At 55.5% G+C, this 25,801-nt stretch carries 17 protein-coding genes and 1 riboswitch; all 17 genes read left to right on the forward strand.

From position 1 onward, the window contains the following. The first annotated feature begins 40 nt into the window (after nucleotides 1-40). Nucleotides 41-2,209 (forward strand): (Fe-S)-binding protein, encoded by a 2,169-nt coding sequence (locus tag C7445_RS03025; RefSeq protein ID WP_134158560.1) that lies wholly within the window; start codon nucleotides 41-43, stop codon nucleotides 2,207-2,209. Beyond that, nucleotides 2,206-4,599, forward strand: a complete 2,394-nt coding sequence (locus tag C7445_RS03030) for a 3-hydroxyacyl-CoA dehydrogenase/enoyl-CoA hydratase family protein (protein WP_134158561.1) — start codon at nucleotides 2,206-2,208, stop codon at nucleotides 4,597-4,599. The genes C7445_RS03025 and C7445_RS03030 overlap by 4 nt, the downstream gene beginning before the upstream one ends. Before the next feature lie 22 nt (nucleotides 4,600-4,621). Then, nucleotides 4,622-5,806 (forward strand): thiolase family protein, encoded by a 1,185-nt coding sequence (locus tag C7445_RS03035; RefSeq protein ID WP_134158562.1) that lies wholly within the window; start codon nucleotides 4,622-4,624, stop codon nucleotides 5,804-5,806. A gap of 49 nt (nucleotides 5,807-5,855) precedes the next feature. Continuing rightward, nucleotides 5,856-7,637 (forward strand): acyl-CoA dehydrogenase family protein, encoded by a 1,782-nt coding sequence (locus C7445_RS03040; protein WP_134158563.1) that lies wholly within the window; start codon nucleotides 5,856-5,858, stop codon nucleotides 7,635-7,637. Nucleotides 7,638-7,666: 29 nt separating this feature from the next. Further along, on the forward strand, nucleotides 7,667-9,328 hold the full coding sequence (locus tag C7445_RS03045; protein ID WP_134158564.1) for a long-chain-fatty-acid--CoA ligase: 1,662 nt from the start codon (nucleotides 7,667-7,669) through the stop codon (nucleotides 9,326-9,328). Nucleotides 9,329-9,340: 12 nt separating this feature from the next. Further along, nucleotides 9,341-9,769 carry a PaaI family thioesterase gene (locus C7445_RS03050; RefSeq protein ID WP_134158565.1) on the forward strand — a complete coding sequence of 143 codons (429 nt, stop codon included), beginning with the start codon at nucleotides 9,341-9,343 and terminating at the stop codon, nucleotides 9,767-9,769. Between the two features lie 154 nt (nucleotides 9,770-9,923). Continuing rightward, nucleotides 9,924-10,117, forward strand: a riboswitch (cobalamin riboswitch). A gap of 160 nt (nucleotides 10,118-10,277) precedes the next feature. After that, entirely contained in the window at nucleotides 10,278-12,584 is a 2,307-nt protein-coding gene (locus C7445_RS03055; protein ID WP_243834907.1) for a ribonucleoside-diphosphate reductase subunit alpha, read from the forward strand. 73 nt (nucleotides 12,585-12,657) lie between these two features. Continuing rightward, nucleotides 12,658-13,695, forward strand: coding sequence for a ribonucleotide-diphosphate reductase subunit beta (locus C7445_RS03060; RefSeq protein ID WP_134158566.1), 1,038 nt, complete (start codon nucleotides 12,658-12,660; stop codon nucleotides 13,693-13,695). Between the two features lie 41 nt (nucleotides 13,696-13,736). Next, on the forward strand, nucleotides 13,737-15,266 hold the full coding sequence (locus tag C7445_RS03065) for a cobyric acid synthase (RefSeq protein WP_134158567.1): 1,530 nt from the start codon (nucleotides 13,737-13,739) through the stop codon (nucleotides 15,264-15,266). 8 nt (nucleotides 15,267-15,274) lie between these two features. Beyond that, entirely contained in the window at nucleotides 15,275-16,264 is a 990-nt protein-coding gene (cbiB, locus tag C7445_RS03070; protein ID WP_134158568.1) for an adenosylcobinamide-phosphate synthase CbiB, read from the forward strand. A 6-nt stretch (nucleotides 16,265-16,270) separates the two neighbouring features. After that, a complete protein-coding gene (cobD, locus tag C7445_RS03075; RefSeq protein WP_134158569.1) occupies nucleotides 16,271-17,353 on the forward strand; it encodes a threonine-phosphate decarboxylase CobD in 1,083 nt (360 codons plus the stop codon). A 230-nt stretch (nucleotides 17,354-17,583) separates the two neighbouring features. Then, on the forward strand, nucleotides 17,584-19,497 hold the full coding sequence (locus tag C7445_RS03080; RefSeq protein ID WP_134158570.1) for an APC family permease: 1,914 nt from the start codon (nucleotides 17,584-17,586) through the stop codon (nucleotides 19,495-19,497). A gap of 168 nt (nucleotides 19,498-19,665) precedes the next feature. Beyond that, nucleotides 19,666-20,583 carry an ABC transporter permease subunit gene (locus tag C7445_RS03085; RefSeq protein ID WP_134158571.1) on the forward strand — a complete coding sequence of 306 codons (918 nt, stop codon included), beginning with the start codon at nucleotides 19,666-19,668 and terminating at the stop codon, nucleotides 20,581-20,583. Between the two features lie 23 nt (nucleotides 20,584-20,606). After that, complete coding sequence (locus C7445_RS03090; RefSeq protein WP_134158572.1) at nucleotides 20,607-21,587, forward strand: ABC transporter permease; 981 nt, start codon at nucleotides 20,607-20,609, stop codon at nucleotides 21,585-21,587. After that, nucleotides 21,580-22,608 carry an ABC transporter ATP-binding protein gene (locus C7445_RS03095; RefSeq protein ID WP_134158573.1) on the forward strand — a complete coding sequence of 343 codons (1,029 nt, stop codon included), beginning with the start codon at nucleotides 21,580-21,582 and terminating at the stop codon, nucleotides 22,606-22,608. The genes C7445_RS03090 and C7445_RS03095 overlap by 8 nt, the downstream gene beginning before the upstream one ends. Continuing rightward, complete coding sequence (locus C7445_RS03100; protein WP_134158574.1) at nucleotides 22,605-23,558, forward strand: ABC transporter ATP-binding protein; 954 nt, start codon at nucleotides 22,605-22,607, stop codon at nucleotides 23,556-23,558. The genes C7445_RS03095 and C7445_RS03100 overlap by 4 nt, the downstream gene beginning before the upstream one ends. Nucleotides 23,559-23,648: 90 nt before the next feature. Continuing rightward, on the forward strand, nucleotides 23,649-25,778 hold the full coding sequence (locus C7445_RS03105) for an FUSC family protein (RefSeq protein ID WP_243834908.1): 2,130 nt from the start codon (nucleotides 23,649-23,651) through the stop codon (nucleotides 25,776-25,778). Nucleotides 25,779-25,801: the final 23 nt, after the last annotated feature.

Consider the following 25,801-nt stretch of genomic DNA (forward strand, 5'->3'; position numbering starts at 1 on the left):
CATGGATGTACAGGCTTTTTCGAGGAAGGATGTGATGGACATGATGATAGCTGTCAATGATATCGCTTTCGCGTTGGTTGTGGCCTACGCATTGTACTTGTTTGGCATCGTTGTCTACCGACGCTATCAATACTTGTCGCTGGGCAAACCGGTGGCCATCGACGCGCGCTCGGGTATGGGCGGCTTTGTCGCGCAGGTATTTGGTCAAAAGAAGTTGTTTAAAGACGCGAAAAGCGGAACGATGCACTTTGTTATGTTTTATGGCTTCATCATTCTTCAGTTTGGTGCGCTGGATCTCATCGCGAAGGGACTCACCAGGGGAGAACACATTCCGTATCCCGCTTACGAATCGTTCTCGTTCTGCCAGGAATGTGTCGCGATTCTCATCCTGATCGCAACCGGCTATGCGGCTTATCGCCGTTACGGAGAACGCTTGAAGCGACTGAAGCGCGGTTTTAAGCCAAGCATCGTGTTGCTTCTCATCGCAGGTTTGATGGTCTGCGTTCTACTCGACCTATCATTTGAGCGCGTCTGGCATCATGAAGCTGCTTCTTGGTATGGCCCCATCTCGTCGCTGTTGGCGAGTGCTTTTTCTGGAATCGGTACGACGGCGGCGGAAACTTGCTTCTACGTGTTCTGGTGGTTGCATCTCTGTATTCTTTTGACATTCCTGATTTATGTTCCGCAGTCTAAGCATTTTCACCTGATGGTTGCGCCCATCAACGTCCTGTTGCGACGCAAACATCCGCCTGGGCGTCTGCGTTCGCTCGATCTCGAAGACGAAAATGCGGAGTCGTTTGGCGTTGGTCAAATTGAAGATTTCAATCGCAAGCAGATGCTCGACTTCTTCGCCTGTGTCGAGTGCGGGCGTTGCACCAATGTCTGTCCGGCATCCAACACAGGGAAACCGCTGTCGCCTATGCACCTGATCGTCAAGATGCGCGATCACTTGCTTGAAAAGGGCGCCGCTGCAACCCATACGAAGGCGTATGAGCCAGCCTATCTGCTGCCGCAGCACGATGGTTCGGCACACAAAATGGCTGCAGGTGGCGAGGATATCGATTTCCCAAGCGATGCCTTGGTCGACATCGAGCCCACGCTTCACTGGCAAAAGGAAGCCTGGGCGTTGCAGGAAGCAGATGTTTCCGCGTTGAGCCTCATTGGCGACGTCATTACCGAAGATGAGATTTGGGCTTGCACGACATGCCGAAATTGCGAGGATCAATGTCCAGTCGACAACGAACACGTCGACAAGATTATCGACCTGCGCCGATATCTAGTTTTGATGGAAGGAAGCATGCCAAACGAGGCAAAGCGCGCGATGCAAAACATCGAGCGTCAGGGGAATCCCTGGGGGCTGAGTCGCAATGAGCGCAGCCATTGGACGAATGGGCTCGATGTTCCCGTGCCGACGGTCCATGAGAATCCAGATTTTGAATACCTTCTGTTCGTCGGCTCGATGGGCTCATACGATCGCCGCGTGCGCAAGGTTACGCATGCCTTTGTGCGCCTGTTACACGAAGCTGGTGTCAACTTCGCCATCTTGGGTGACGAAGAAAACGGTTCGGGTGATACGCCGCGACGCCTTGGCAACGAAATGCTGTTTCAGCAGCTTGCCATGGAAAACATCGCGACGTTTCAACAATATGGCGTGCGCAAGATTGTCACCGCATGCCCACACACATTTAACACTTTGAAAAACGAGTATCCCGAATTCGGGATGGAGGGAGTTGAAGTTTACCACCATACGCAATTGCTTGCCGAATTAGTCAAACAAGGGAAGTTGCGTCCGACGCATCGCTTGCAAGAGCGGGTGGTCTATCATGACGCCTGCTACCTCGGCCGCTATAATGGTGTGTTCGATGCGCCGCGGGAGATTTTAGAAGCCATTCCCGGTGTCGAGTTGGTCGAGATGGAACGCAACCGTGAGAATGCAATGTGCTGCGGCGCCGGTGGCGGCCGCATGTGGATGGAGGAGACCAAGGGCAAGCGAATCAATTTAGCTCGCACGCAACAGGCCCTGTCGGTCCATCCAACTGTCATCGGAAGTGCTTGCCCGTACTGCTTGACCATGATGGAAGACGGGACGAAGCTCACCGAGACAGATGACACCGTGAAGGCGCGCGACGTCGCAGAACTTCTGGCCGCATCCGTATTTGCTGAGGATGTCCGGCAGAACAAGGAAGACGAGGAGGTAGGAGCTCGATGAGACACATTCGCAAAGCTGCCGTGATCGGCTCTGGCGTAATGGGTGCCGCAATCGCGGCACACTTGGCCAACGTCGGAATTCCGTGTTTGTTGCTGGACTTGGTTCCGACTTCGCTCACGGAGGAAGAGAAGCGTCGCGGCTTGACGCTCGACCATCCAGCCGTGCGCAATCGCTTGGCGACACAGGCCATCGCAAGATTGCATAAAGCGAGCCCGGCTCCGCTCTATCGCGCGGAGTTCGCACAACGTATTCAACCAGGCAACCTGGAGGATGATCTCCACAAAATTGCGGAGGTCGATTGGGTCATCGAGGTAATTGTCGAAAGCCTTGAGCCAAAGCGGCAGTTGCTTGAGCGTATCGAGCAATATTGGCGACCTGGCACGATTGTCAGTTCCAACACGTCGGGCATCTCGATCAACGAGATGGTCGCTGGTCGCAGTGAAGCGTTCCGGCGAAGCTTCCTTGGAACGCACTTCTTTAACCCACCGCGGTATATGAAGCTGCTCGAGGTGATTCCGGGCGCCGACACGGAACCAGAACTCGTGGACTTTATGGCTGATTTTGCGACCCGGCGGCTCGGCAAGGGCGTCGTGATCGCGAAAGACACGCCGAACTTTATCGCCAACCGGATTGGCACATACGGATTGCTGGTAACATTCGAAGAAATGCAAAAGGGTGGCTTCTCTATCGAGGAAGTGGATGCCGTGACGGGGCCAGCACTTGGCCGTCCGCGCAGCGCGACCTTCCGGACGCTCGATTTGGTCGGTATCGACACGTTTGTCCATGTGGCGTACAACGTCCACGCTCACGTCTCGGATCCGGTAGAGCAACAGGCGTTTGTCGTACCAGACGCGATCCGCACGATGGTAGAGCGCGGTTGGCTGGGCGAGAAGTCGGGGCAAGGCTTCTACAAGAAGGTGAAAGAAGGCGGATCGAGTCGCATCTTATCGCTGGACCTGGCGACCATGGAATATCGCGATCAGGTGAAGGTCAAGTCGGTGTCGCTCGATGCGGCAAAGGCAGCCAAAGGCGGTAAGGCAAAGGCCCAGGCAATACTTGCAGGCAAAGACAAGTACGCACAACTGGCGTGGGATATCGTCAAGCGGGTGTTGGTCTACTCCGCCGAGAAAATGGGTGAAATTGCCGATTCGCCGCAGGACGTGGATGCCGCGATGCGTTGGGGCTTCAATTGGGATCTCGGGCCGTTTGAGTTGTGGGATGCAATCGGCCTTATCCCTGCGGCTGAACGGATGCGGGCAGACGGATTGACACTGCCTGCTTGGGTCGATGCATGGATCGCCGCGGGGCACACGGCGTTCTACGAAGAGCGCGAAGGCACCGTCTATATGCCTGTTGCCGGTGCGGCGAAACCTGTACAAGTGCCTGCCGGTGTCATCGATCTCGCGGCGTGCAAACAGGCTGGGCGCGTGATTCAGCAGAACACTGGCGCGAGCCTCGTCGACCTTGGTGACGGTGTGGCATGTCTCGAGTTTCACTCGCAGAACAACGCGATTGGCCCGGATATTTTGGCGATGATCGAGCAAAGTGTCGGCATTGTCGAACGGGATTTTCGAGGCATGGTGATTGCCAATGAGGGACGCAACTTCTGCGTTGGCGCCAATTTGATGTTGATGCTGATGGCCGCGCAAGAAGGCGACTGGGACGAAATCGACCTGTCTGTGCGCATGTTCCACAAGGCGATGCTGACGCTTCGCTATTCGGCGGTTCCTGTCGTCGCGGCGCCGCATCGGATGACCCTTGGCGGCGGCGTCGAAGTTTGTCTCGCTTCGTCTCGCGTGCTTCCGTCCGCTGAGACATATTTCGGGCTCGTCGAAGTGGGTGTTGGCCTTATCCCAGCAGGGGGTGGGTGCAAAGAAACGGCCCTTCGCCTGTCCGAGTCGGTCGCCGCAGATGAGGATTTGGCGCCGCATCTCGCGCGGATGTTCCAGACCATTGGCACGGCCAAAGTCTCAACCAGCGGTGACGACGCCTTGGCTATGGGTTGGCTGCGTGCGACGGATCGGGTGATTGTCAACGATGACCTGCGAATTTCCGCGGCCAAAGCAGAGGTTCTCCGCATGGCGGAATTGGGTTATACGCCTCCTGCGCGCGACGCACGCATTCGCGTGGCTGGTGTCGACGGCAAAGCGGTGTTGCAAATGGCGGCTCGTGGCATGTGGCAAAGCGGTTACATGTCCGATCACGATTTGCTCATCGTAAACAAGTTGGCGCATGTGTTGGCAGGCGGGGACGTGCCGGCAGGCTCACTCGTCAGCGAATCGTATTTGCTCGATCTCGAGCGCGAAGCGTTTGTCAGCCTGTGTGGTGAGCCAAAAACCCAGGAGCGCATGCAGTACATGCTCGCGAAGGGGAAGCCGCTGCGCAACTGATGACAAAAGGAGAGTGACAGATATGCGGGAAGCAGTGATTGTTTCCGTTGCGAGAACGCCGGTTGGCAAGGCGAAGCGCGGTCTGTTCGCGCACACGCGCGTTGAAGACTTAGGCAAAGTGGCCATTCAGGCTGCGTTGTCGCGGGCGCCCGGGCTCGATCCGGCAGAGGTCGAGGATGTCGTGATCGGCTGCGCGATGCCAGAGGGCGAGCAAGGCCTCAATGTCGCGCGCATCATTTCCCTGTACAGCGGTTTGCCACAGTCTGTGCCTGCGGTAACCGTCAATCGCTTCTGCTCTTCCGGGTTGCAGGCCATTGCCCAGGCGGCAGAAAGAGTCATGCTTGGCCATGCAGAAGTCGCCATTGGCGGCGGTGTAGAGAGCATGAGTCATGTCCCGATGACCGGATTCAAGCCGGCACCGCACCCTGGCATTCTTGCTGAGATGCCTGACGTATACATTGCGATGGGTCATACGGCGGAAAACGTCGCTCGCCGCTTCGGGGTCAGCCGCGACGATCAAGACGAGTTTGCCTATCAGAGTCACCAAAAGGCGTATGCTGCACAGCAGGCTGGCAAGTTCGAGGATGAAATCGCACCGGTCGACACAAAAGTGTATGGCATCGACGATGCAGGTCGCCCATGGTCGCGCGACGTCCATGTCACACAAGATGAGGGCGTACGCAAGGACACGTCGCCAGAGGCCCTGGCATCGTTGCGGCCGGCCTTTGCACGCGGCGGCAGTGTGACCGCGGGCAACTCGTCGCAGATGAGCGATGGCGCGGCCGCGGCTGTCATCATGAGCGCCGAGCGCGCACAGGCACTCGGGTTGAAGCCGCTCGCGACATTCCGCAGCTTTGCGGTGACCGGTTGCGACCCAGCGGTCATGGGAATTGGCCCTGTGGGCGCCATACCGAAGGCATTGAAAATTGCCGGGATCTCGCTCGCCGATGTCGATCTCTTCGAAATTAACGAGGCATTCGCTGCGCAATGTGTGCAAGTCATGCGTGCGCTTGAAATCGATCCTGCAAAAGTGAATGTCAACGGCGGCGCGATCGCGCTGGGACATCCACTTGGCTGCACGGGCGCGAAACTGACAGCGACGCTCGTTCACGAACTGCGCCGGCGCGGTGGCGGCTATGGCGTCGTGTCGATGTGTATTGGCGGCGGCATGGGCGCGGCCGGCGTATTCGAGGTACACCCCGAGTAAGGCAGGGTGGAAACTTCCATTATGCACCGTATAAAGGAGAGGGTTTACGATGGCCAACAAGACACTTGCGATTGGCGGCGGCTTTATCATTGAGGAAACCGATCCGAATTCGATCGTGACACCGGAGTCTTTGACAGAGGAGCAACGCATGATCGCGGAAACGACGAGCAGTTTCGTCGAGACGGAGGTTTCTCCGCATCATGAAGAAATTGAAGGACTGGACTACGATTTGACCGTGAAGTTGTTGCGCAAAGCCGGAGAAATCGGCTTGTTGTCGACCGAAATCCCGGAAGCGTATGGCGGTCTTGGCCTCGATAAAATGAGCGCGACGCTCATCAACGAGCGCGTGTCGAAAGCGGGATCGTTCGGCTTGTCGCTTGGTGCCCACACAGGTATTGGCACGTTGCCGATTGTCTACTTTGGCAACGAACAACAAAAGCAGAAGTACCTGCCGAAGCTTGCGACCGGTGAATGGATCGCGGCGTATTGCCTGACAGAGCCATCGTCTGGTTCCGATGCGCTGGGCGCGAAGACGACGGCGCGTTTGTCGGACGACGGGAAGCATTACATTCTCAATGGCACCAAGCAATTTATCACGAATGCAGGCTTTGCGGACGTGTTCGTCGTGTACGCAAAAGTCGATGGAAAGTTGTTTAGCACCTTTATCGTCGAACGGACGATGCCTGGCGTCAGCGTTGGCCCGGAAGAACAAAAAATGGGTATTAAGGGCTCGTCGACCCGCCAGTTGATCCTGGAAGATGTGCATGTACCTGTTGAAAATCTATTGTACGAGGTTGGCAAAGGCCATCAAATCGCGTTCAACATCCTGAATATTGGACGCTTCAAGTTGGCCGCGGGTGCCGTCGGCGGATCGAAGGACGCCATTGAATTGGCGGCTCATTATGCGAATGAACGCCAGCAATTCGGACGTAAAATCTCGTCGTTCCCGCTCATTCAACAAAAGCTTGCGCGAATGAACACGCGTGCGTTCGTGCTGGAAAGCGTCGTTTATCGTACGGCTGGTTTGCTTGATGCGGCGTTGGCGGACGTCGATGTGACAGGTCCAAACTCGGGTATGTTGTCGGCAAAGGCAATCGCAGAATACGCGATTGAGTGCTCCATTAACAAGGTCTTCGCTTCTGAGACGCTCGACTATGTCGTCGATGAAGCGTTGCAGATACATGGCGGATACGGCTTCATCAAGGAGTACAAGGTCGAACAAATGTATCGCGATTCGCGCATCAACCGCATCTTTGAGGGAACCAACGAAATCAACCGCCTCTTGATTCCTGGTACGATGCTGCGCCGCGCCATGAAAGGTGAACTGCCACTTTTGCAAAAGGCCCAGGCCCTGCAGGCAGAGCTCATGCAGATGACGCCAGCGCTCTCTGCACCGGAAGGAACGCTTGCAGAGGAAGCGCAGTATATCGCCAACGCGAAGCGGATTTTCCTCATGGTGGGTGGGTTAGCCGCACAAGCGTTCCAACAACGGGTTGACGAAGAGCAAGAGGTGCTTTCCAACCTTGCAGACATCGCGATCTTGACGTTTGCCATGGAAAGCGCTTGGCTGCGCACCATGCAGCATGTGGAGCGCGTTGGTGAAGCTGCGTGCGCAAGCGCGATCGCGATGACGAAGGCGTTTGCATACGAATCGTTGGGTGAAATTGAGCGCCTGGCGAAGGAATGTTTGGCGCACGTCGAGCAAGGGGATGCGTTGCGCATGCAATTGTCGGTTCTGAAGCGGCTCGCCCGCCGTGCGGATCTCGACATCATCGGACTGGAACGCGAAATTGGCCGTGCGGTGATCGACGCGGAACAATACGTGTGCTGATGCGAACCGTTTGAAAGGATGGTGGGCTTATGGCGAAAACTTGGTTAGCACATTATCCGGAGGAAGTCCCAAGCTCGTTTGCCTACCCTCAGGAAAATTTGGCGTCGTTTCTCGTTCATTCTGCACAAAGTTTTCCGAACAACCCGGCCATCTGGTTTTTCGGGCGTACGATGAGCTATCGCGAACTGCTGGACGCGAGCTGTCGTTTTGCCAACGCTGTGCGAGCGTTCCCCCTAGCCAAGGGGGAACGGCTCGCCATCATGTTGCCCAATTGCCCACAGGCTGTGATCGCGTATTACGGCGCCTTGCTGGCTGGGCTGGTGGTCGTCCAACATAATCCGATGTATACGGAGCGAGAGCTAAAACACCAATTGCAGGATTGCGGTGCAAAGGCGTTGGTCACACTGGACGAGTTGTGGCCGAAAGTGCAGCATATTCAGCGGGAGACAGATGTGGAACACGTCATTGTGGCATCGGTGCGCGACTATCTGCCGCCAACGGCAGCTCTTGCAGAATCCACATCGCAGGCGTGGGACATAGGTGGGAGCGCACAGGCGCAGCAGGGCGTGATTGCGTGGAACGAACTGCTCATGCAGGGGACTTCGGACGTACCAGAGATTGAGATCGACGCCACAGAAGATATTGCGCTGATTCAATACACAGGAGGGACGACAGGAGTCCCCAAAGGGGCGATGTTGACCCATCTCAACCTAGTTGCCAATACGATTCAGAGCGCGTTGTGGTCTTATCAATTGCGGGATGGGCAAGAGCGTTACTTGGGAGCCCTGCCTTTTTTCCACGTCTTTGGGATGACCGTTTTGATGAATCAAGCCATGTACAAGGCGGGCATGTTGATTCTCGTGCCTAGGTTCCAGGCGAAAGACGTCTTGCGTTTGATTCACGAATTTAAGCCAACCGTGTTTCCAGGGACGCCAACCATGTACATTGCGCTCATGAATCATCCGGATGTCGCGCAGTATGATCTTTCGTCAATCGAAGTTTGTGTAAGCGGTGCAGCGCCTCTTCCGTTGGAGGTACAGGCTCAATTTGAGCGTCTCACAGGCGGAAAGCTCGTTGAAGGCTACGGATTAACCGAAGCTTCCCCCATCACTCATGCGAACAACTTCTGGGGCGAGCGAAAGAATGGTTCGATCGGTATTCCGTTCCCTGACACGGAGGCCCGGATTGTCGACGAAAATGGAAATGATGTACCGGTGGGGGAAATTGGTGAATTGGTTGTGCGTGGTCCGCAGGTGATGAAGGGTTACTGGCAAAAGCTTGCTGAAACCGCTTCCGTCCTTCGCGATGGCTGGCTGTTCACTGGAGATATCGGTAAGATGGACGAGGACGGCTTCTTCTATATTGTCGATCGCAAAAAGGATGTCATCATCGCGGGTGGCTACAACATTTACCCACGCGAGATCGAAGAGGTTTTATATGAGCATCCAGCGGTCGCCGAAGCGGCTGTCGTCGGCGTCACAGATTCGTACCGCGGGCAGACGGTCAAGGCGTTTATCCAGCTAAAACAAGGTCAGCAGGTGACAGCTGCAGAGATGGATGCATGGTGTCGCGCGAATTTGGCCGCGTACAAAGTGCCGCGCGCCTACGAATTTCGTGAGTTCTTACCCAAGTCCGCGGTAGGTAAGATTTTGCGCCGCGAACTGGTCGAGGACAGTAAACAAAATGCATAAGGGGAGGATGAGATGCGGTCGTCGATGAATCCGCATGGCGTCGATCCTCTGGTTCTGGAGCGGAGCGCGGTGGGGACCTTTTCCGACTACACGGGAATTCGCGTTATCGCCATTGGGGAGACCGAGTTGGAAGCAGAACTGGAGATTCGTCCCCATCATCTCAACGTGGCAGGTATTTTGCACGGGGGCGTTCATGCGACGTTGCTCGATTCGTTGATGGGGCTGTTGGTCATTTTACAGTATCCAGAGGATCCGGTTGTAACAACGAACTTGAACGTACACTTTACCGAGCCAGTTTCGGCAGGGAAACTGCGTGCCAAAGCTGCTTTCGTTCATCGCGGCGGGCGCACGATGACGGTCGAAGGACATGTCTATAGTGACGATGGCAGGTTGTGTGCATTTGCAACAGGCACATTCCGCGTCTTGAACAAGTCGAAGTAAGGCGATATGTCGCGTTTTACATAGGCGCGAACGGGAGTCCACCCCGTTCGCGCTTGTCGACGTTGTTCGTACGTTTGCATATATATACCGCAGATTTGGTTGTCGAGACTTGTCAAACACCATATCTAGTGTTAATCTCATTTTGCGAACCACAATTACATAGACGAATCCTGGTGCTCGCAATGCGAGTGAAAAGGGAATCCAGTGGAAAGCTGGAACGGTCCTCGCCACGGTGATGTTCGATGTGCAAGCTGCGGCACTCTGCCAGCCACTCCGTTTTTGACGGGGGAAGGTGCTTCTGCACAGATGAGACTTAGTCCGGAGACCTGCCAGGGTTGGTTATGCATCACTCCCACGAGGGATTGGGAAGGGGCGATGAACGAACAAGAAACTCGGTTTTGGGCGGTCTGTGTAGACCGAATGGAAAACCGCAGTTTGTTGGAATCTCGAACCCTGTTCCGTTATGGGAACAGGGTTTTTTCATGAATATGTGAGGAGCGGATACATCATGATGGAAAGCGCACCAGGTGTGGCAGCGACATTGGAGACGGCACTGTGGCCCGAACGGCTCGCATCGTATCGCGTGTACAAGCACAACGGCAGGGAGACGGCCTTTGATACGAAGAAATTCCATGCGTTTTTGGAGCGCGGCTGTGCACAAATCGATGGTTGTCAAATGGAGAGTTTGGCTCAGGCCATCTATCCACAGTTACGCGATGGCATGACGACGTCTGAAATCGCTAAGGTTGCCATTCAGGCCGCCGTGGAGAAGACAAGTGTGAAAGAACCGAAATGGCAATTTGTCGCCGCGCGGCTCCTTTTGTTGAACTGCTACAAACAAGCAGGGCGCAATCGAAACTATGAGCATGTTGGCTACGGCGATTTTAAAGAATTGATCGAAAGCCTAGAACAAATCGGACGCTACGGAACCTACGTGCGCGAACATTTCAGCTCGGAAGAAATTGCAGAACTGGCGGCGTATATCAAGCCAGAGCGCGATCATCTGTTCAACTATGTTGGTCTCAAACAACTTATGGATCGCTATGCCATTCGCAACCTTGCAGGCGGCATCATGGAACTTCCACAAGAGGTATTCATGGGTGTGGCCATGCACTTGGCGATGAAGGAACAGGACAAGCTCAAGTGGACGAAATACTTTTATGACATGTTGTCGACGTTGGAGGCGACGGTTGCGACACCGACGCTCAGCAACGCGCGCAAACCATTCCACCAGTTGAGTTCCTGTTTCATCGACATGCCGGAAGACGATCTCGTTAGCATTTACGCGACGGATGAGGCTTTTGCGAGAGTCTCGAAATTTGGCGGTGGCATGGGCATCTACGTGGGCAAAATTCGTGCACGAGGTTCGGCCATTCGCAATCACCCCGGAGCCAGTGGTGGCGTTGTCCCATGGATCCGGAATTTTAACAACACGGCGGTCAGCTGTAACCAATTGGGTATGCGCAGCGGAGCGGCGGCTGTCTACTTGGACGTTTGGCACAAGGACATCCTGGATTTCTTACAATTGCGCACGAACAATGGCGATGAACGCATGAAGGCGCACGACATTTTTCCAGGTGTCTCGATTCCGGACCTGTTTATGCGCCGGGTTGAAGAGCGTGGGATGTGGCACCTATTTTGTCCGTACGAGGTTCGCAAGGTGATGGGATTTTCGTTAGAGGATGCTTGGGGTGACGAATTTGAACGCAGGTACGAAACTTGCGTCAACGAGCCGAATTTGCCAAGAGTCGAAATTCCGGCCATAGAAATCATGAAACGGATCATGCAGTCCGCCTTTGAAACCGGCACGCCATTCATCTTTTTCCGAGATACGGCGAATCGACTCAATCCAAACAAACACGCTGGCATGATCTATTGCAGCAACCTTTGCACTGAAATTATGCAGAACATGAGCCCATCGCAGCGGTACGAAGAGATGGTGGAGGGCGATGTCATCACCGTGCGTCAACAGGCTGGTGACTTTGTCGTGTGCAACTTGTCATCGCTCAACCTTGGGCGCTGTCGAGATCGCGAATCGATTCGGGAGACGGTGCGGCGGCAGATTCGCGCGATGGACAATGTGATCGATCTCAACCATTATCCTGTCGCACAGGCCGCGATCACGAACCGAAAGTACAGGGCGGTTGGCCTTGGTATCAGCGGCTATCACCAATACCTTGCCGAGCAAGGGCTCATCTGGGAGTCGGAACAACACTTGCGGCATGTCGACGAGCTATTTGAATGGATTAATTACTACGCGATTGAAGCCTCGTTGGAACTCGCGAAAGAAAAAGGGCCGTACCCCCTCTTTCACGGATCTGATTGGGAGACAGGTAAATATTTCGAACTGCGGGGCTACAGGAGCAGACCGGGGGGACCGGATTGGGATGGCCTGCGCGAACAGGTCGCTCGCCATGGCGTGCGCAACGCGTACTTGGTCGCCATTGCACCAACGAGCAGCACAAGCCTTATCGCGGGCAGTACCGCCGGCATCGATCCGGTGTTCGCGCGCTTCTTCCTGGAGGAGAAGAAAAATGGTGTTGTGCCGCAGACAGCTCCGAATTTGAACGAACGTACATTCTGGTATTACAAAGAAGCGCACACCATTGACCAGAGTTGGAGCATCGAGGCGTGCGCGGTACGCCAGCGGCATGTCGATCAGAGTCAGTCATTCAACCTGTATATCACACCCGATATCAGCGCGAAGGCGTTTTTAGACCTGTACATGCTGGCGTGGAAACGCGGCCTTAAGACCGTTTACTACGTGCGAAGCAAAGCGGTCGAAGTGGAGGACTGCGTGGCATGTTCGTCGTGATCGCCATCAGCAGGCCCAGTGTCAAATGGCCGCGGCTTGTGCATCATGACTCGAGATAGGAGAGAGATAACGCATGAAATTAGAACGGACCAGATTGTTTAACGCAGCGGGCGATCGCGACTGGGGCAAGCGGCGCATCATCGGCGGCAACACAACCAATATGATCGAGTTGAACAACATCAAGTACGACTGGGCGTACAAGCTCTACCGTGCCATGATGAACAACTTTTGGATCCCCGAAGAAATCGCATTGGCCGACGACGCACGTCAGTACGACGCGCTGACGGAGGACGAGCGTCGAAGCTACAATAAAGTGCTGTCGTTCCTCATTTTTATGGACAGCCTGTTGACCCACAACCTGCCGAATATCAACGAGTACATCACGGCACCCGAGGTCAACTTGTGCCTTACCGTGCACGCGTTTCAGGAAGCGGTGCACTCACAGTCGTATGGCTACATTCTAGATTCCGTCGTCAACGCGGCGACGCGCGACGCCATCTACAACGAGTGGCGAGAAGATGATCATCTGTTGCGCCGCAATCAGTTCATCACCGATTTGTTCGAACAGTTCATCGCCGATCCGAGCGATCGCAACCTGTTGAAGACCGTTGTGGCCAACTACATTCTCGAAGGCGTATACTTTTACGCCGGGTTTAGCTTTTTCTTCGTGCTCGGCCGCCAGGGTAAAATGTTAGGAACGGTGTCTGAAATCAAGTTTATTCAACGGGATGAACTCACACACCTGGCTATTTTCCGCAATTTGTATCATGAGATTATCCGGGAAAATAAAGGATTGCTCACGCCTGACTTGGAACAGGAGTTTCTTGAGATGATGCGAACCGCGGTCGATCACGAAGTGGCCTGGGGTCAGTATGTAACCGGGGGCAAGATTGCAGGCTTGACGGATGTCTTGATCGATCAATACATCAAGTATTTGGCCAACGTGCGTTTGCAGTCGCTCAATCTCCCAATTCTATATCCAGAAGTGACAGAGCATCCAATGCCTTGGCTCGACAGTTATGCGTCCATGAATTCCATGAAAACGGACTTCTTCGAGCAGCGCGTGACGAGCTACACCAAAGCGGGCAACTTGAATTGGGACGAATTGTAATACCAGGGCAGGTCCTATACGGATGACAGGAGGCGTGACTTGTGGCGCATGCCATCATGGTGGTCGGGACATCATCAAACGTCGGGAAGAGTGCCATCTGCACAGCGTTTTGCAAGATTCTTACCGACGCCGGTTATCGTGTCGCGCCGTTTAAGGCGCAGAACATGTCGTTGAACGCAGCGGTGACCCCAAGCGGCGCCGAGATCGGCCGAGCGCAGGCTGTACAAGCGGAGGCATGTGGAATTGAGCCGAACGAGCACATGAACCCGGTCCTCTTGAAGCCAACCGCATTTAATGCGTCGCAAGTTGTCCTCCAAGGTCAGGTGTATGGCACAAAAACTACAGAGTCGTACTTTCGCGAACAGCGCCAGGCCATCTGGGCACGGGTCGAAGAGAGTTATCACCTATTGGAACGAAACTTTGACGTGATCGTCATCGAAGGGGCTGGCAGTCCGGTCGAAATCAATTTGAAGGAACATGATATTGCGAATATGCGAGTTGCCGAAATGGCCGACGCAGATGTGATTTTGGTGGCTGATATTGATCGCGGCGGCGTCTTTGCTTCGGTCATCGGCACGCTCGCGTTGCTGACGCCAACTGAGCGCGCTCGTGTCAAGGGCATCATTGTCAACAAGTTTCGCGGTGATGCCAGTCTGTTTATCCAAGGCGTACGCATGCTGGAAGAAGCCGCGGGCGTTCCTGTTCTTGGTGTGGTGCCATATGTCCCGGACATCGGAATTGATGAGGAAGACTCGCTCGGTCTGGAAGGTGAACGCTACAGACCAGGGGATCGTGTGCATGATGACGTGCTCCATCTCGGCGTGATACAGGTCCCGCACATCTCAAACTTTAACGATTTCGATCCGCTTTATCGTGCCCCCGGGGTATCGATTCGGTTTTGTCAACGCCCACAAGATGCCGCTGACTGCCAAGCCGTGATCTTGCCCGGAACGAAAAACACCATCGATGACCTTCGCTGGCTGCGGGAGCGCGGCTTTTTCGAGGCAATCTGGCACGCGTTCGCGAATGGTGCCGCGGTTGTCGGCATCTGTGGCGGATATCAGATGCTTGGTGTCGAAGTGGAGGATCCCCTTGGCGTCGAGTCGCAGCAAAGCTGGTCGCCTGGTTTGCATCTGTTGCCTGTGCGTACGGTGATGGCCTCGAACAAGGCAACATATCAAGCCGCAGGCAGGACGACCCTCTATTCGTCCCTACCTGTCAGCGGGTATGAAATCCATATGGGCGAGACCACGCCTCTGGTTGGCGTTCAGCCGTTTGCACGAATTGCGCGCCGCAATGAAGACATACTTCGAGATGACGGCGCTGTCTGGCATGAGGGACGCGTCATCGGCACGTATTTGCACGGCGTGTTTGACAACGATGGGTTTCGCGAAGCCTGGCTAAAATCCATACGTCTTCGCTTCGGGCTCGATCAGCGTGTTACTGGCGAAACGAACTATCGAGAAAGGCGTTGGCACGCCATTTGCCATTTTGCGGATGTCGTTCGTGCGCACATCGATACCTCGACAATTTGCGCTTGGATTCGGCATGGGACGGCGTCGAATGGATGACCTCCCTTATGCATGTCATTCTTATACATATCTTTGTCGCCGCCGCCGCGCTGGCCGTCGATCGCTTGGTTGGCGATCCGCAGTGGATTCCGCATCCTGTCGTTGCGATCGGCCGTTTCATCCAATGGTTCGAGAAACATTTCTACCGTGTGGGTGCCGCACCTTGGCAACAGAGGCTCGTTGGTTTCGCATTGACGCTGTCCACGACCGTACTGGCTTGTGGCACAACGTGGTGTGTGGTGACGGTTTGCAGCAAGATTTCGTCGTGGTTGGGACTGGCTATAAACATCTGGATTTGCTCAACGACCATCGCCTGGAAGGGTCTGCGTGACGCAGGGCGGGCGGTATCCTGCGAACTGGTGGAGCATGGACTCGATAGCGCACGTACTGCTGTATCGCGGATTGTCGGGCGCGACACGGACCATTTATCGGAAGCCGAGGTCGTTCGCGCCACCGTCGAAACGGTCGCCGAGAATTTGGTGGACGCGGTTGTATCGCCGGTATTGTTCACGCTGATCGGTGGCGCCACACTCGCCATTCTGTATCGTGCCGCCAACACGCTCGATTCGATGGTCGGGTACCGGAGCGAGAGGTACCGGTGGTTCGGTTTTGCGTCCGCCAGGTTCGACGATGTGCTCAACTACGTGCCGGCTCGGGTGGCGACAAGCTTGTTGAGCGGCGCGATCGCGTGTACACAAGGCGATCTTCGCGGTGCTTGGCGAGCCCTCGTCCGCGACGCACGCAAACATCCGAGCCCCAACAGCGGCATTCCGGAAGCCATGGTGGCAGGTGCATTGGGCGTTCAACTCGGCGGCTTAAACTACTACGGCGGCATTCCGTCACACCGCGCAACGATGGGAGAGGCGCGCCGACCGTGCGTGCGACGTGATATCGAGCGCAGCGTGCGCATCCTGGATGCAGCTTGCTGGATGTTGACGGGTGCCCTCGTTACGGCCATGCTTGTGATGATTTTAATTGCACGAACGGGAAGGGGGTAGTACGCGATGACGCATGGGCATGGTGGACGCATATACGAATATGCGGAAAAGGTGGGCGTTACCGCGCATGAACTTCTCGACTTCAGTGCAAATATGAACCCGCTTGGACCACCCGCGGCGGCTCTAGTTGCTGTTTGGGATCATTTACCAGAAATTCGCCACTATCCTGACGCTCGCCATCGGGCGGTTCGCGAGGCTATTGGCGAACGGTTTGACCTGCCAATCGACAGCATCTTATGTACCAATGGCGCCGCGGAGGCCATTGACATTGCCATTCGATACCTGTTGCCGGGAACGGTCTGGATTTTTGAACCCGCCTTTGCGGAGTACGCTCATGCAGCGGCGCGATCGCGCTGTCGCATCGAGCGCTTGTATCTGTCACCAGATGCTAACTGGAACTGGTTCGACGTCTTGTACACGGCCGCCGTGCGACCTGGAGACATGATTGTGCTGAACAATCCACACAATCCGACGGGCGCGATGTGGACCCGAGCACAAGTGGAGATGGCCATCCGCTTTGCGTCGGAGCGGCGCGCCTGGCTGCTCGTGGACGAATCATTTCTCGATTTTCGGGATGATGAAGCCAATCACAGCGTATTGTCACAGGCCGTCGTGACAAAGGACGTGCTCGTTGTGCGATCAGCGACGAAAATATACGCCATACCAGGTTTGCGCTTCGGTTTTCTCGCCGGGCATCCGTCGCTCATCCGTGAAATTGCCGAACATCGCGATCCATGGAGCGTCAACCAATTAGCTCAGCGTGCGGCTGCAGCGGCCTATCGGGATGGAAGCTTTCTCAAGGCGACCCACGCATGGCTCGCGCGCGAACGAGCATGGGTTCATTCGACATGGGGGCGGCACAAAGGCGTCCAATTGTATCCCCCGAGTGCCAATTATGCGTTTTGCCGACTTGCCGATGAAATACCTGTCGCCAAGATGCTGAACGCATTCGCGGCCCGCGGTATGTTCGTCAGGTCATGCGCCAATTACCATGGCTTGAATGACCATCATATCCGTTTCGCGATCCGCCTGCGCACGGACAACGAGCGCCTGTATGATGCATTTTGTTCTTTTCTTGCGGCCTTGTAAGCCTGCTGCAGCGATCCAACTGAGCGTTGTAAGCGGAAAAGGTGGGGCTTTGTCCCGCTTTTTTCACGTTTTTTGCGAACTGGCAATTGAATTTTTGCGTTGCAGGATTACAATAAATCACGTCATATGGCATCCATACATACGAGTGGCATAGGAGTGGCCCAAAGGGGTTGTTTTGCTTTTCTTGGGCAAACTAGGTTTGGCACAAGTGCATGACGAGGAGAAATCATATGCTTCATCCACATGGGTTATTTTGGTTACACCCTATTCTCGTTTGCGTGATCATCGCCGCGCTCGCGCTTGCCTTGCTGAACTTCGGCAACGTGAAACGGATTGTGGTAGGCAAGCCTATCCGATCACGGGAACTGCATGGCTCTAAGCTGAAGTTGACATGGTGGATTGCATTACCGGTACTTGCGGCCGACCTGTATTCGTCCGTCGCGTACGGTCCGGAAGCTGGCATCACCGAACTGGCACCGCTTGGCAATGATGTGAAATGGATGATTATTCCTATCACTGCATCGACGGTTTTGTTGCTCATGATTCTTATCACCTCGTATATCATGGGCGTCATCGCCTACCCGAACGGCGGCGGTGCATACGCAATAAGCAAAGATAACTTTCAGCGGCCGTGGGTATCGCTGGTCGCCGCCAGCGCATTAATGGTCGATTACGTGTTGACAGTCGCGGTGTCTGTGTCCTCAGGGGTGCAGACAATGGCTTCGTCGTATCCGGTTCTTGCCGGACACGAAACCGAATTGTCCATTTTGTGCGTGATTGTCATCTTGTTCGTCAATTTGCGCGGCGTGTCGGAGTCGTCGAAGGTATTTGCTTATCCGACGTTCGTTTTTATGGGTTGCATGTTGTTTTTAATTGGTGCCGGGTTTGATGACGAAGTGCACCACGGGTTTGTGCAGCCTGTCACACCGCCGTTTGGCACTATACCCGAAGGGCTTACCCTGATGCTGTTGTTAAAAGCTTTTAGTTCCGCGTGTTCGGCGCTCACCGGCGTCGAAACGATCTCGAATGCCGTGCCAATCTTCCGAGACGGCAAAAACGGGGCAATCAAGGCCTATATCGCACTCGGCGTCATCACGGGTATCACGCTCCTGGGTTTTGCATATCACCTTTACGTGCGTGGCATTTCAGTGAACCCGAATAACACCATGCTGTCGCAACTGGCCGGCGATTATTTTGGCCATGGCATCGTGTACCAGGTCATCATCATTTCCACGTTTGTGGTATTGATCTTGGCTGCCAACTCGACGTTTACCGGCTTTCCGCAGTTGGCCGCATTGGTCGCGAGTGACCGCTTTTTACCCAGAGCGCTAACCCTGCGCGGGGACCGCCTCGGCTACTCGAATGGCATGATTGTACTCGCGGCATTGGCCTCTCTCTTAATTGAAGTATTCCATGCGCAAACCAACGCGCTTATCCCGTTGTATGCCATTGGCGTGTTTGTGGCGTTTACCGTAGCGCAGCTTGGGCTTTTTAAGCGCTGGATCCGGGTAAAAGGGAGCATGTGGCGAACAAAGGCCGTCATCAACGGATTTGGGGCGTTCATCACAGGACTGGTCGCGGTGGTCTTTGCCGTTACCAAATTTACAAGTGGCGCTTGGATTGTGCTTGTCATTCTGCCAGTGGTCATTTTCATTGCCATGAAGATTCGCCAACACTATATTGAAGTGGCTGACGAATTGCGGATCGACCTAAAGACGGTCCACCCAGAAAAGCACAGGATCGTCTCAGTGGTGTTGATTTCTGGCATTCACCGTTTGGTTGTGGATACCATCTCGTTTGCGATGAGCAGCACGCCCGACGTCATTGCATTGTATATTGGGTTTGACGACGAGTCGATTGAACGCATGGAGCAGAAGTGGGAAGCGTGGGGGGCACCCTGCCGTCTGGTAACGATTAAAAGTGAGTATCGGTCGCTTTTATATCCGCTTTCCAAGTTTATTCGGCGACTGGAAACGTACGAAGGCGGTAAGCCGGATCACATTCAGTTGCTTATCGCGCAGTTTGTTCCGAAAAAGTGGTGGCATAATCTCTTGCACAACCAGACTTCGCTTTTGATTCGGGCGTGGATGTTACGCCACAAGGATGTCGTGGTTTCGACCGTGCCATATCATTTGCGAAAGTAGGAAAAGATCTACATGGAAAGCCGCGTCGACTCCCTAGGTTGGTCGATGCGGCTTTCTCTTGTCGTGAAGCGTAAAGATTCGAGTATCCACCGACCAAATCGTTTCGCTGGGGGATTACAGGTGATATGCTAGTGTCATCCAAATGCGAGGTTGGTTGGAGGGATTCCGTTGCGTGGAAAGCGGTTGCGTATCATTCGCACGATCGGATTGCGCATCGCAGTCATCCCCATTTTGCTATGCATGCTTGTCATTATAGGTAATGCGCTTGGCCATTTGACCCCTGCGACAGTCAACCCGTCTTCGGCAGTTCCAGGGCTGCCCGCGGCGAAACCGACTCCGTTTTGGCATTCGGTGTATGCAAGCTTCGTGGCAATTGGTACCTTGCATTGGGGCACAAGTCCCGAGATCACGCGAGATCTGGTGCTGCGTTCGCTCGAGATCAGCACCATTCTCACCTTTGGCTCCCTGTTTGTCGCCGCTCTTATCGGTATCCCGTGCGGTATTCTGGCGGCCTTAAAACCACGAAATCCGATTTGGCAAGCGGTTTCGGCTTTCTCCGTGCTGCTCGGTCAAGTACCTCCATCTGACATGGCCGTCATTCTCATTTTTACGTTCTGCTTGGGGTGGCACCTCATTCCCCTCACCGATGGATGGGGGACTTTTGGTGATGCGATTTTGCCCATCATGACGGTGGCCTGCTTCAATATTGGTTATATGGTCAAGTACACGGAGGCGGGCATGCGAGAAGTGATGCAGAGGTCCTTTATCACGGCTGCGCGCGCGCGTGGCGCAGGCACCGCGGGAGTCGTCGTGCGCCATGCATTGCGCCCAGCGCTGACTGGCCTGTTGACGTTCTTCGGGCCGCAGACGCCGATGACGCTGTTTTGCACCGTGATCGCGGAACAGGCATTCGCCATCCCCGGAATCGGCACCATGCTTGGCATCAAAGTGACGACCTACGGCGCCCCTGCGTTTGGCAGCGGGACGACGCTGTCAGTCACTTTGTTCATTTTTGGCATGTTCATCATGGTACTTAACTTGCTGATCGACATCGCATATTTGTGGCTCAACCCACTCGCGGACTGAGCCAAGGTCAAGGAGGAACTCGTATGTCGTTTGCGGTCATCTCCGATTGGCACGAACGCGCCGTCAAAAGTCGTCAACGCAGGCGACGTCTGGCTTGGCGCCGCTTTTGCCAAAACGGACTGCCTGTTGTCGGACTGGGTTATGCCATCGTGCTATTGATCGTCGCCATCGTGGGTCCACTGGTTACACACCAACCAACCATCGACATTTTCCAGGCGAACCTGAGTCCGAGCTGGACACATCCTTTCGGAACCGGGCAATATGGTCAGGACCTGTTGACGCAGATCGTGCGCGGACTTGGCGGAACGTTGCTCATTGGCGTGGCGGGTGCGGCCATTTCAGTCGCCATCGGCCTCACCATAGGCATCGCCGCAGGCATCTTCGGTGGCTGGGTCGACGCCGTGCTCATGCGACTCACCGATTTTGCGTTTTCGATCCCGACGCTCATCATCGCCCTCTTTGTCGTGGTGGTCACAGGCTTTAGCGCTTGGAACATCGGTCTGTCGATAGGGCTTGTCGCTTGGGCAGGATGCGCTCGCCTCGCGCGCGGGCTTGCGCTTTCCGTGCGCAACGGAACACTGATGGAATCCGCGACGCTCGCTGGCGGATCGCGTTGGTATATTGCGACGCGCTACGTGTTACCGCAAATCGCATCCAATATGATGGTGTTCTTCGTTTTTCAGGTCGCATCGGTGCTCTTTCAGTCCACCACGCTCATCGCCCTCGATCCACAATACGTGCCGCTTACCGGCGGTCAATTGCCTCCAGGCACCAATTTGCTCCTCAATTTGCTCAATGGGGGTGGGGGATCGTACATCGGCTATCGCTGGCTGTTTTGGTTTCCGCTCGGCGTGTATTGTTCGATGGTCATCGCGCTGTTGTGGATCGGCGATGGATTGCAGGCGCTTTTGAATCCTCAACAGCCTTTGCGCGCGCGGCGATTCGCAATATGGCACAGGCGTCGCCCGATAAGATCTGGCAAGGGAGTGAATCTCTATGGCTGACTTCGTTGCCGAGACGATAACGGGTGCCAACAGCGGCTTATCCGGACAACCTGTACTCGACGTGCGGGGCTTGGTCGTCGAGTTTGAGCGCGCCGACGGGACAATCCACGCGGTGAACGGAGTGGATTTTGCCGTATGCCCTGGCGAATGGATCGGCATCATCGGCGAGAGTGGATCAGGTAAATCGGTTACGTTAATGTCCCTGCTCGGTTTGCTCGGAGATGGCGGAAGGGTGACTCGGGGACACGCATGGTTTGAGGGGACGGATTTACTCCAGTTGCCCAATCGGCGGTTACGCTCTGTACGTGGAAACGAGATCGGCGTTGTGTTCCAAAACTTAGCTGAGGGTTTCAATCCCTACTTGCCGATCGGAGTGCAAATTGCGGAAACCTTGGTCAGTCATCGTTTGTGCACGCGACGTACGGCTCATCGTCGCGCAATCGAGCTGATGCGGGAGCTCGGGATCGGCGATGCCAAGGCGCGCTTTCATCAATACCCACATGAGCTTTCCGGGGGGATGCGACAGCGGGCGATGATCGCAAGTGCCGTTGCCAGCGAGCCAAAGGTGATTTTTGCCGACGAGCCGACGACGGCGCTCGACTCGACGGTACAGATGCAAGTGCTGGCACTGTTGACGGATATCTGTCGCAAGCGCGGAACGTCGGTCGTGATGGTCACACACGACCTAGGGGTTGCGGCCCATACCTGCGACCGCATCGTTGTTATGTATGCGGGCATGGTGATGGAAGAGGCGGCGATCGACGAATTTCTGCAACATCCGATGCATCCCTATACACTGGGTCTGCGCGCCGCATCATTCGATCCGGATCAGCCAGATCGACCCTTGCGCCCGATCCCGGGGTACGCGCCGGCGCTTCTGGAGGCACCCCACAGCTGCCCGTTTGCGCCACGTTGTCACCTGGCGACGGCACGATGCCGGGAACATGTACCAGCGTTGCGGCGAATAGGACCGGCCCATCGTGTCGCTTGTCATCATGTTCAAGGGGAGAACGAAACATGAGCGTGAGCCCACTGCTTGATCTGCGTCATATCGAGAAATCGTTTCGCGTGCGTGGGAAGCAACTCTTTGCGGTGCGCGATGTTTCACTATCAATTCGCAAAGGTGAGTCGCTTGGCCTTGTTGGTGAAAGTGGCAGCGGCAAGTCGACAGTGGGGCGATGTGCGATTGGACTGACAGCGCCGGATTCTGGCAGTGTGCGCCTATTTGGCGAGGAACTGGTCGGCCGTTCGCGTCGGGAGCTTCGCCAAATGTGGCAACACATGCAGATGGTCTTTCAAGATGCCGGGGCCGCGTTGCATCCGCGCATGACCGTCGGCCGCAACGTGATCGATCCGCTTGTTGCAAGACGGCTCGTCGATGGGCGCGAAGGGCGAGAGATAGCGCGTCAGTTGCTCGAACAAGTGGGACTGAATCCCGACCAAGCCGAGGCCTATCCGTTTGAATTGTCCGGAGGCCAACAGCAGCGCGTGATGATTGCAAGGGCTTTGGCCGTTGAACCACAGCTACTCATTTGCGATGAACCGGTGTCCGCCTTGGACGTTTCCGTACAGGCACAGATGATGGAATTGTTCGTCAAATTGAAACAAAAGCGGAATCTCTCTTACCTATTTATCTCGCACAACCTACCGTCGGTCGGTCAAATTGCGGATCATATCGCAGTCATGTACCTTGGGGAAATTGTCGAAGTCGGCTCCGCGCACCAGATGTTTCGAGCGCCGTACCATCCTTATTCCCAGGCTCTGTTTGCATCCGTGTTGCCGATTCCAGCCAACGTCGACGCTCGAAGGGAATTGCGCGCGTTGCCAGGCGAAATTCCTTCACCATTCGATCTGCCAAGCGGATGTCCGTTTCACACGCGGTGTCCTGTGGCTGTTGGCCGCTGCCGCGACGTTCGTCCGCCGCTGCGCCCTGTTGGAGATGGCCATCAAGTGGCCTGTCACCTGGCGTAGCCTGTACTTCGGCATAGATCCACGCACAATCGGTATTGTATAGTCTAGACAAAGCCGGTTGCGGAAAACGGCCGAAAGGCGGGGTGCAGCTTGTTGTTGCGGCGCAGAATGTGGAGAAGTATCAATGCCGTGACGGCGCACGATCCCGGCAATTTGCGTATTGTGCCAGGCATCCGCAACGCGTTTGGCGTGGTCTTACCACTGATCTTCGGACTTGTTTCCCATCACGTCCTCTCAGGCGTCGGCATTTCCGCCGGCGCTTTGGTGTCTGGTTTCGCGGGTACGACCGGTACGGCACGCCGACGCACCCGCACGATGCTGCTTGCTACCTTGTGGATGACCGTGACGACCTTGGTTGGTGCCATAGCTGGCGCACACATATGGCTCATCGTGCTTTTGACTATGGTGAGCGGATGGATTGCGGGAATGATGATTGGCGTAAGCGCCGCCGCAGGGCAAGTGGGATTGTTGTCTACCAACGCCCTGATTTTGATTTCGACAAGCCCGCAATCGCCAAGTGGTGCCCTTTATCGAGCTGCGCTTGTGCTGGCAGGCGGCCTCCTGCAGACATCCATCATGATGGCTGTAGACCTGTGCACGACTCGCAGCGCTGAGGCCGACGCAGTTGCGCAGGTGTATCACAGGCTTGCGACCTATGCACGTGATCGCACCCGCGATACCGACCTTGCTGTCGCAACGGCGCTCGTCGACGCGGACGCCACATTGCGCGATTCGTATATGCGGATGCCGGCGCGGGCCAAGCTGTATCGATTGCTAAACACAGCTGAACAAATCCGGTTTTATGTGGTCGCGCTCGCAGAGATGGCAAAAGGAAGAACCTACGCGGGTCACCGCGAGGAGTCAGCTGACGCGCGTCGAGCGTTGCGACAAGTGGCGTCCATCCTCGAGAAAGTCGGGGACGATGTGTGGATGTTTGCGGCAGGGCGTGATCCGCGTGATCCGCAATCGCCGACAATCAATCTGTTGGTTCATGCGGCGAGCGAGTTGGAGGATCTCGCAGAAAGTATGCGGGGCGACATCTGCGCGCACGTGCATGCGACGGCGGTGGCCCTGCGGCAGTTGCACCGCGATCTCAGCGAGCGCACCATTTGGCATTTGCCTGCTGAAGCTCGCGAATCGATAGGCCGCCGTCTCAAAAAGGCGGCGATGTCGTTCGCCAACCATCTGACGTTTCACTCCGCCACTTTCCGACACGCGCTTCGGGCGAGTGGTGCGATTGGCCTTGGCATGCTTGCCGCGCGCACATTGCCTTGGCAGCACGCATACTGGTTGCCGTTGACCGCGAATATCATTTTGCGCCCCGACTTCACAGCGACGTTCGGACGTGGGATCGCCCGCGTGATCGGCACTGTCGCCGGGATTTTGCTCGCGACCATTCCCATGGTCGGCGTTCACGACAGGACGGGTATCTTTGGCAGTGCCCTCATTGTCGTCTTTGGCGCAGCGATGTATATGCTTGTCAACTTTAACTACGCATTGTTCAGTTGTGCGTTAACAGCTGAAATGGTGGTTCTACTATCGTTCTTCGAGCGTGCCCCTGCCTATGTGACCATGGAGGATCGCCTGTTGGATACGGTGTTGGGCAGTTGCCTCGCCTTTCTGGTATACCTTGTCTGGCCGACCTGGCAACACCGGGAAATTCACAGTGTCATCGCCGACGCCGTAGCAGCGCAAAGGGAATACTTCCATGCCGTTTTCAGCGCGCTTTGCGATCCGCTGCAAGTCATTCAGCCTACGCCGCGCAAGTTCCAAAGTCAAAGGAGCGCAGTTCGGGTGTCGCGAACAAACGCGGCGGTCGCAATTCGCCAAATGTTGAACGAACCGGTTGGCCCGGCATGGAATCCGCACACTTTGCTCGGCGTGTTGCTTGCCATCCATCGCCTGTCGGACACCCTGCTCTCGATCGAGGCATATGTGCTCGAACGCCGCATCGAGGAACCAATCCGTGAAGAGTTGGTCCAGATCGGGCAGGACATCGAGCTTGGATTGGACCTGATTGAGGCTGCTATCCGCCGGGGTGGGGCGAGAGACATGGAAGGCAGGCGAATGAGGGAACGGGCGATCGCGGTGGCATTCGCGATCGACGCAGACTTGGAGCAGCAGGACATCCTTGCTCGGGCGTTTGTGCGAATGGATACTACGACACGGACGATTGTCCGCATGCTACAAACGGACACCGCCGCGTCAAATACCTTATAATCGATGGTATATGCGCGAATTTG

This window comes from Alicyclobacillus sacchari (assembly GCF_004366795.1).
Taxonomy (GTDB): domain Bacteria; phylum Bacillota; class Bacilli; order Alicyclobacillales; family Alicyclobacillaceae; genus Alicyclobacillus; species Alicyclobacillus sacchari.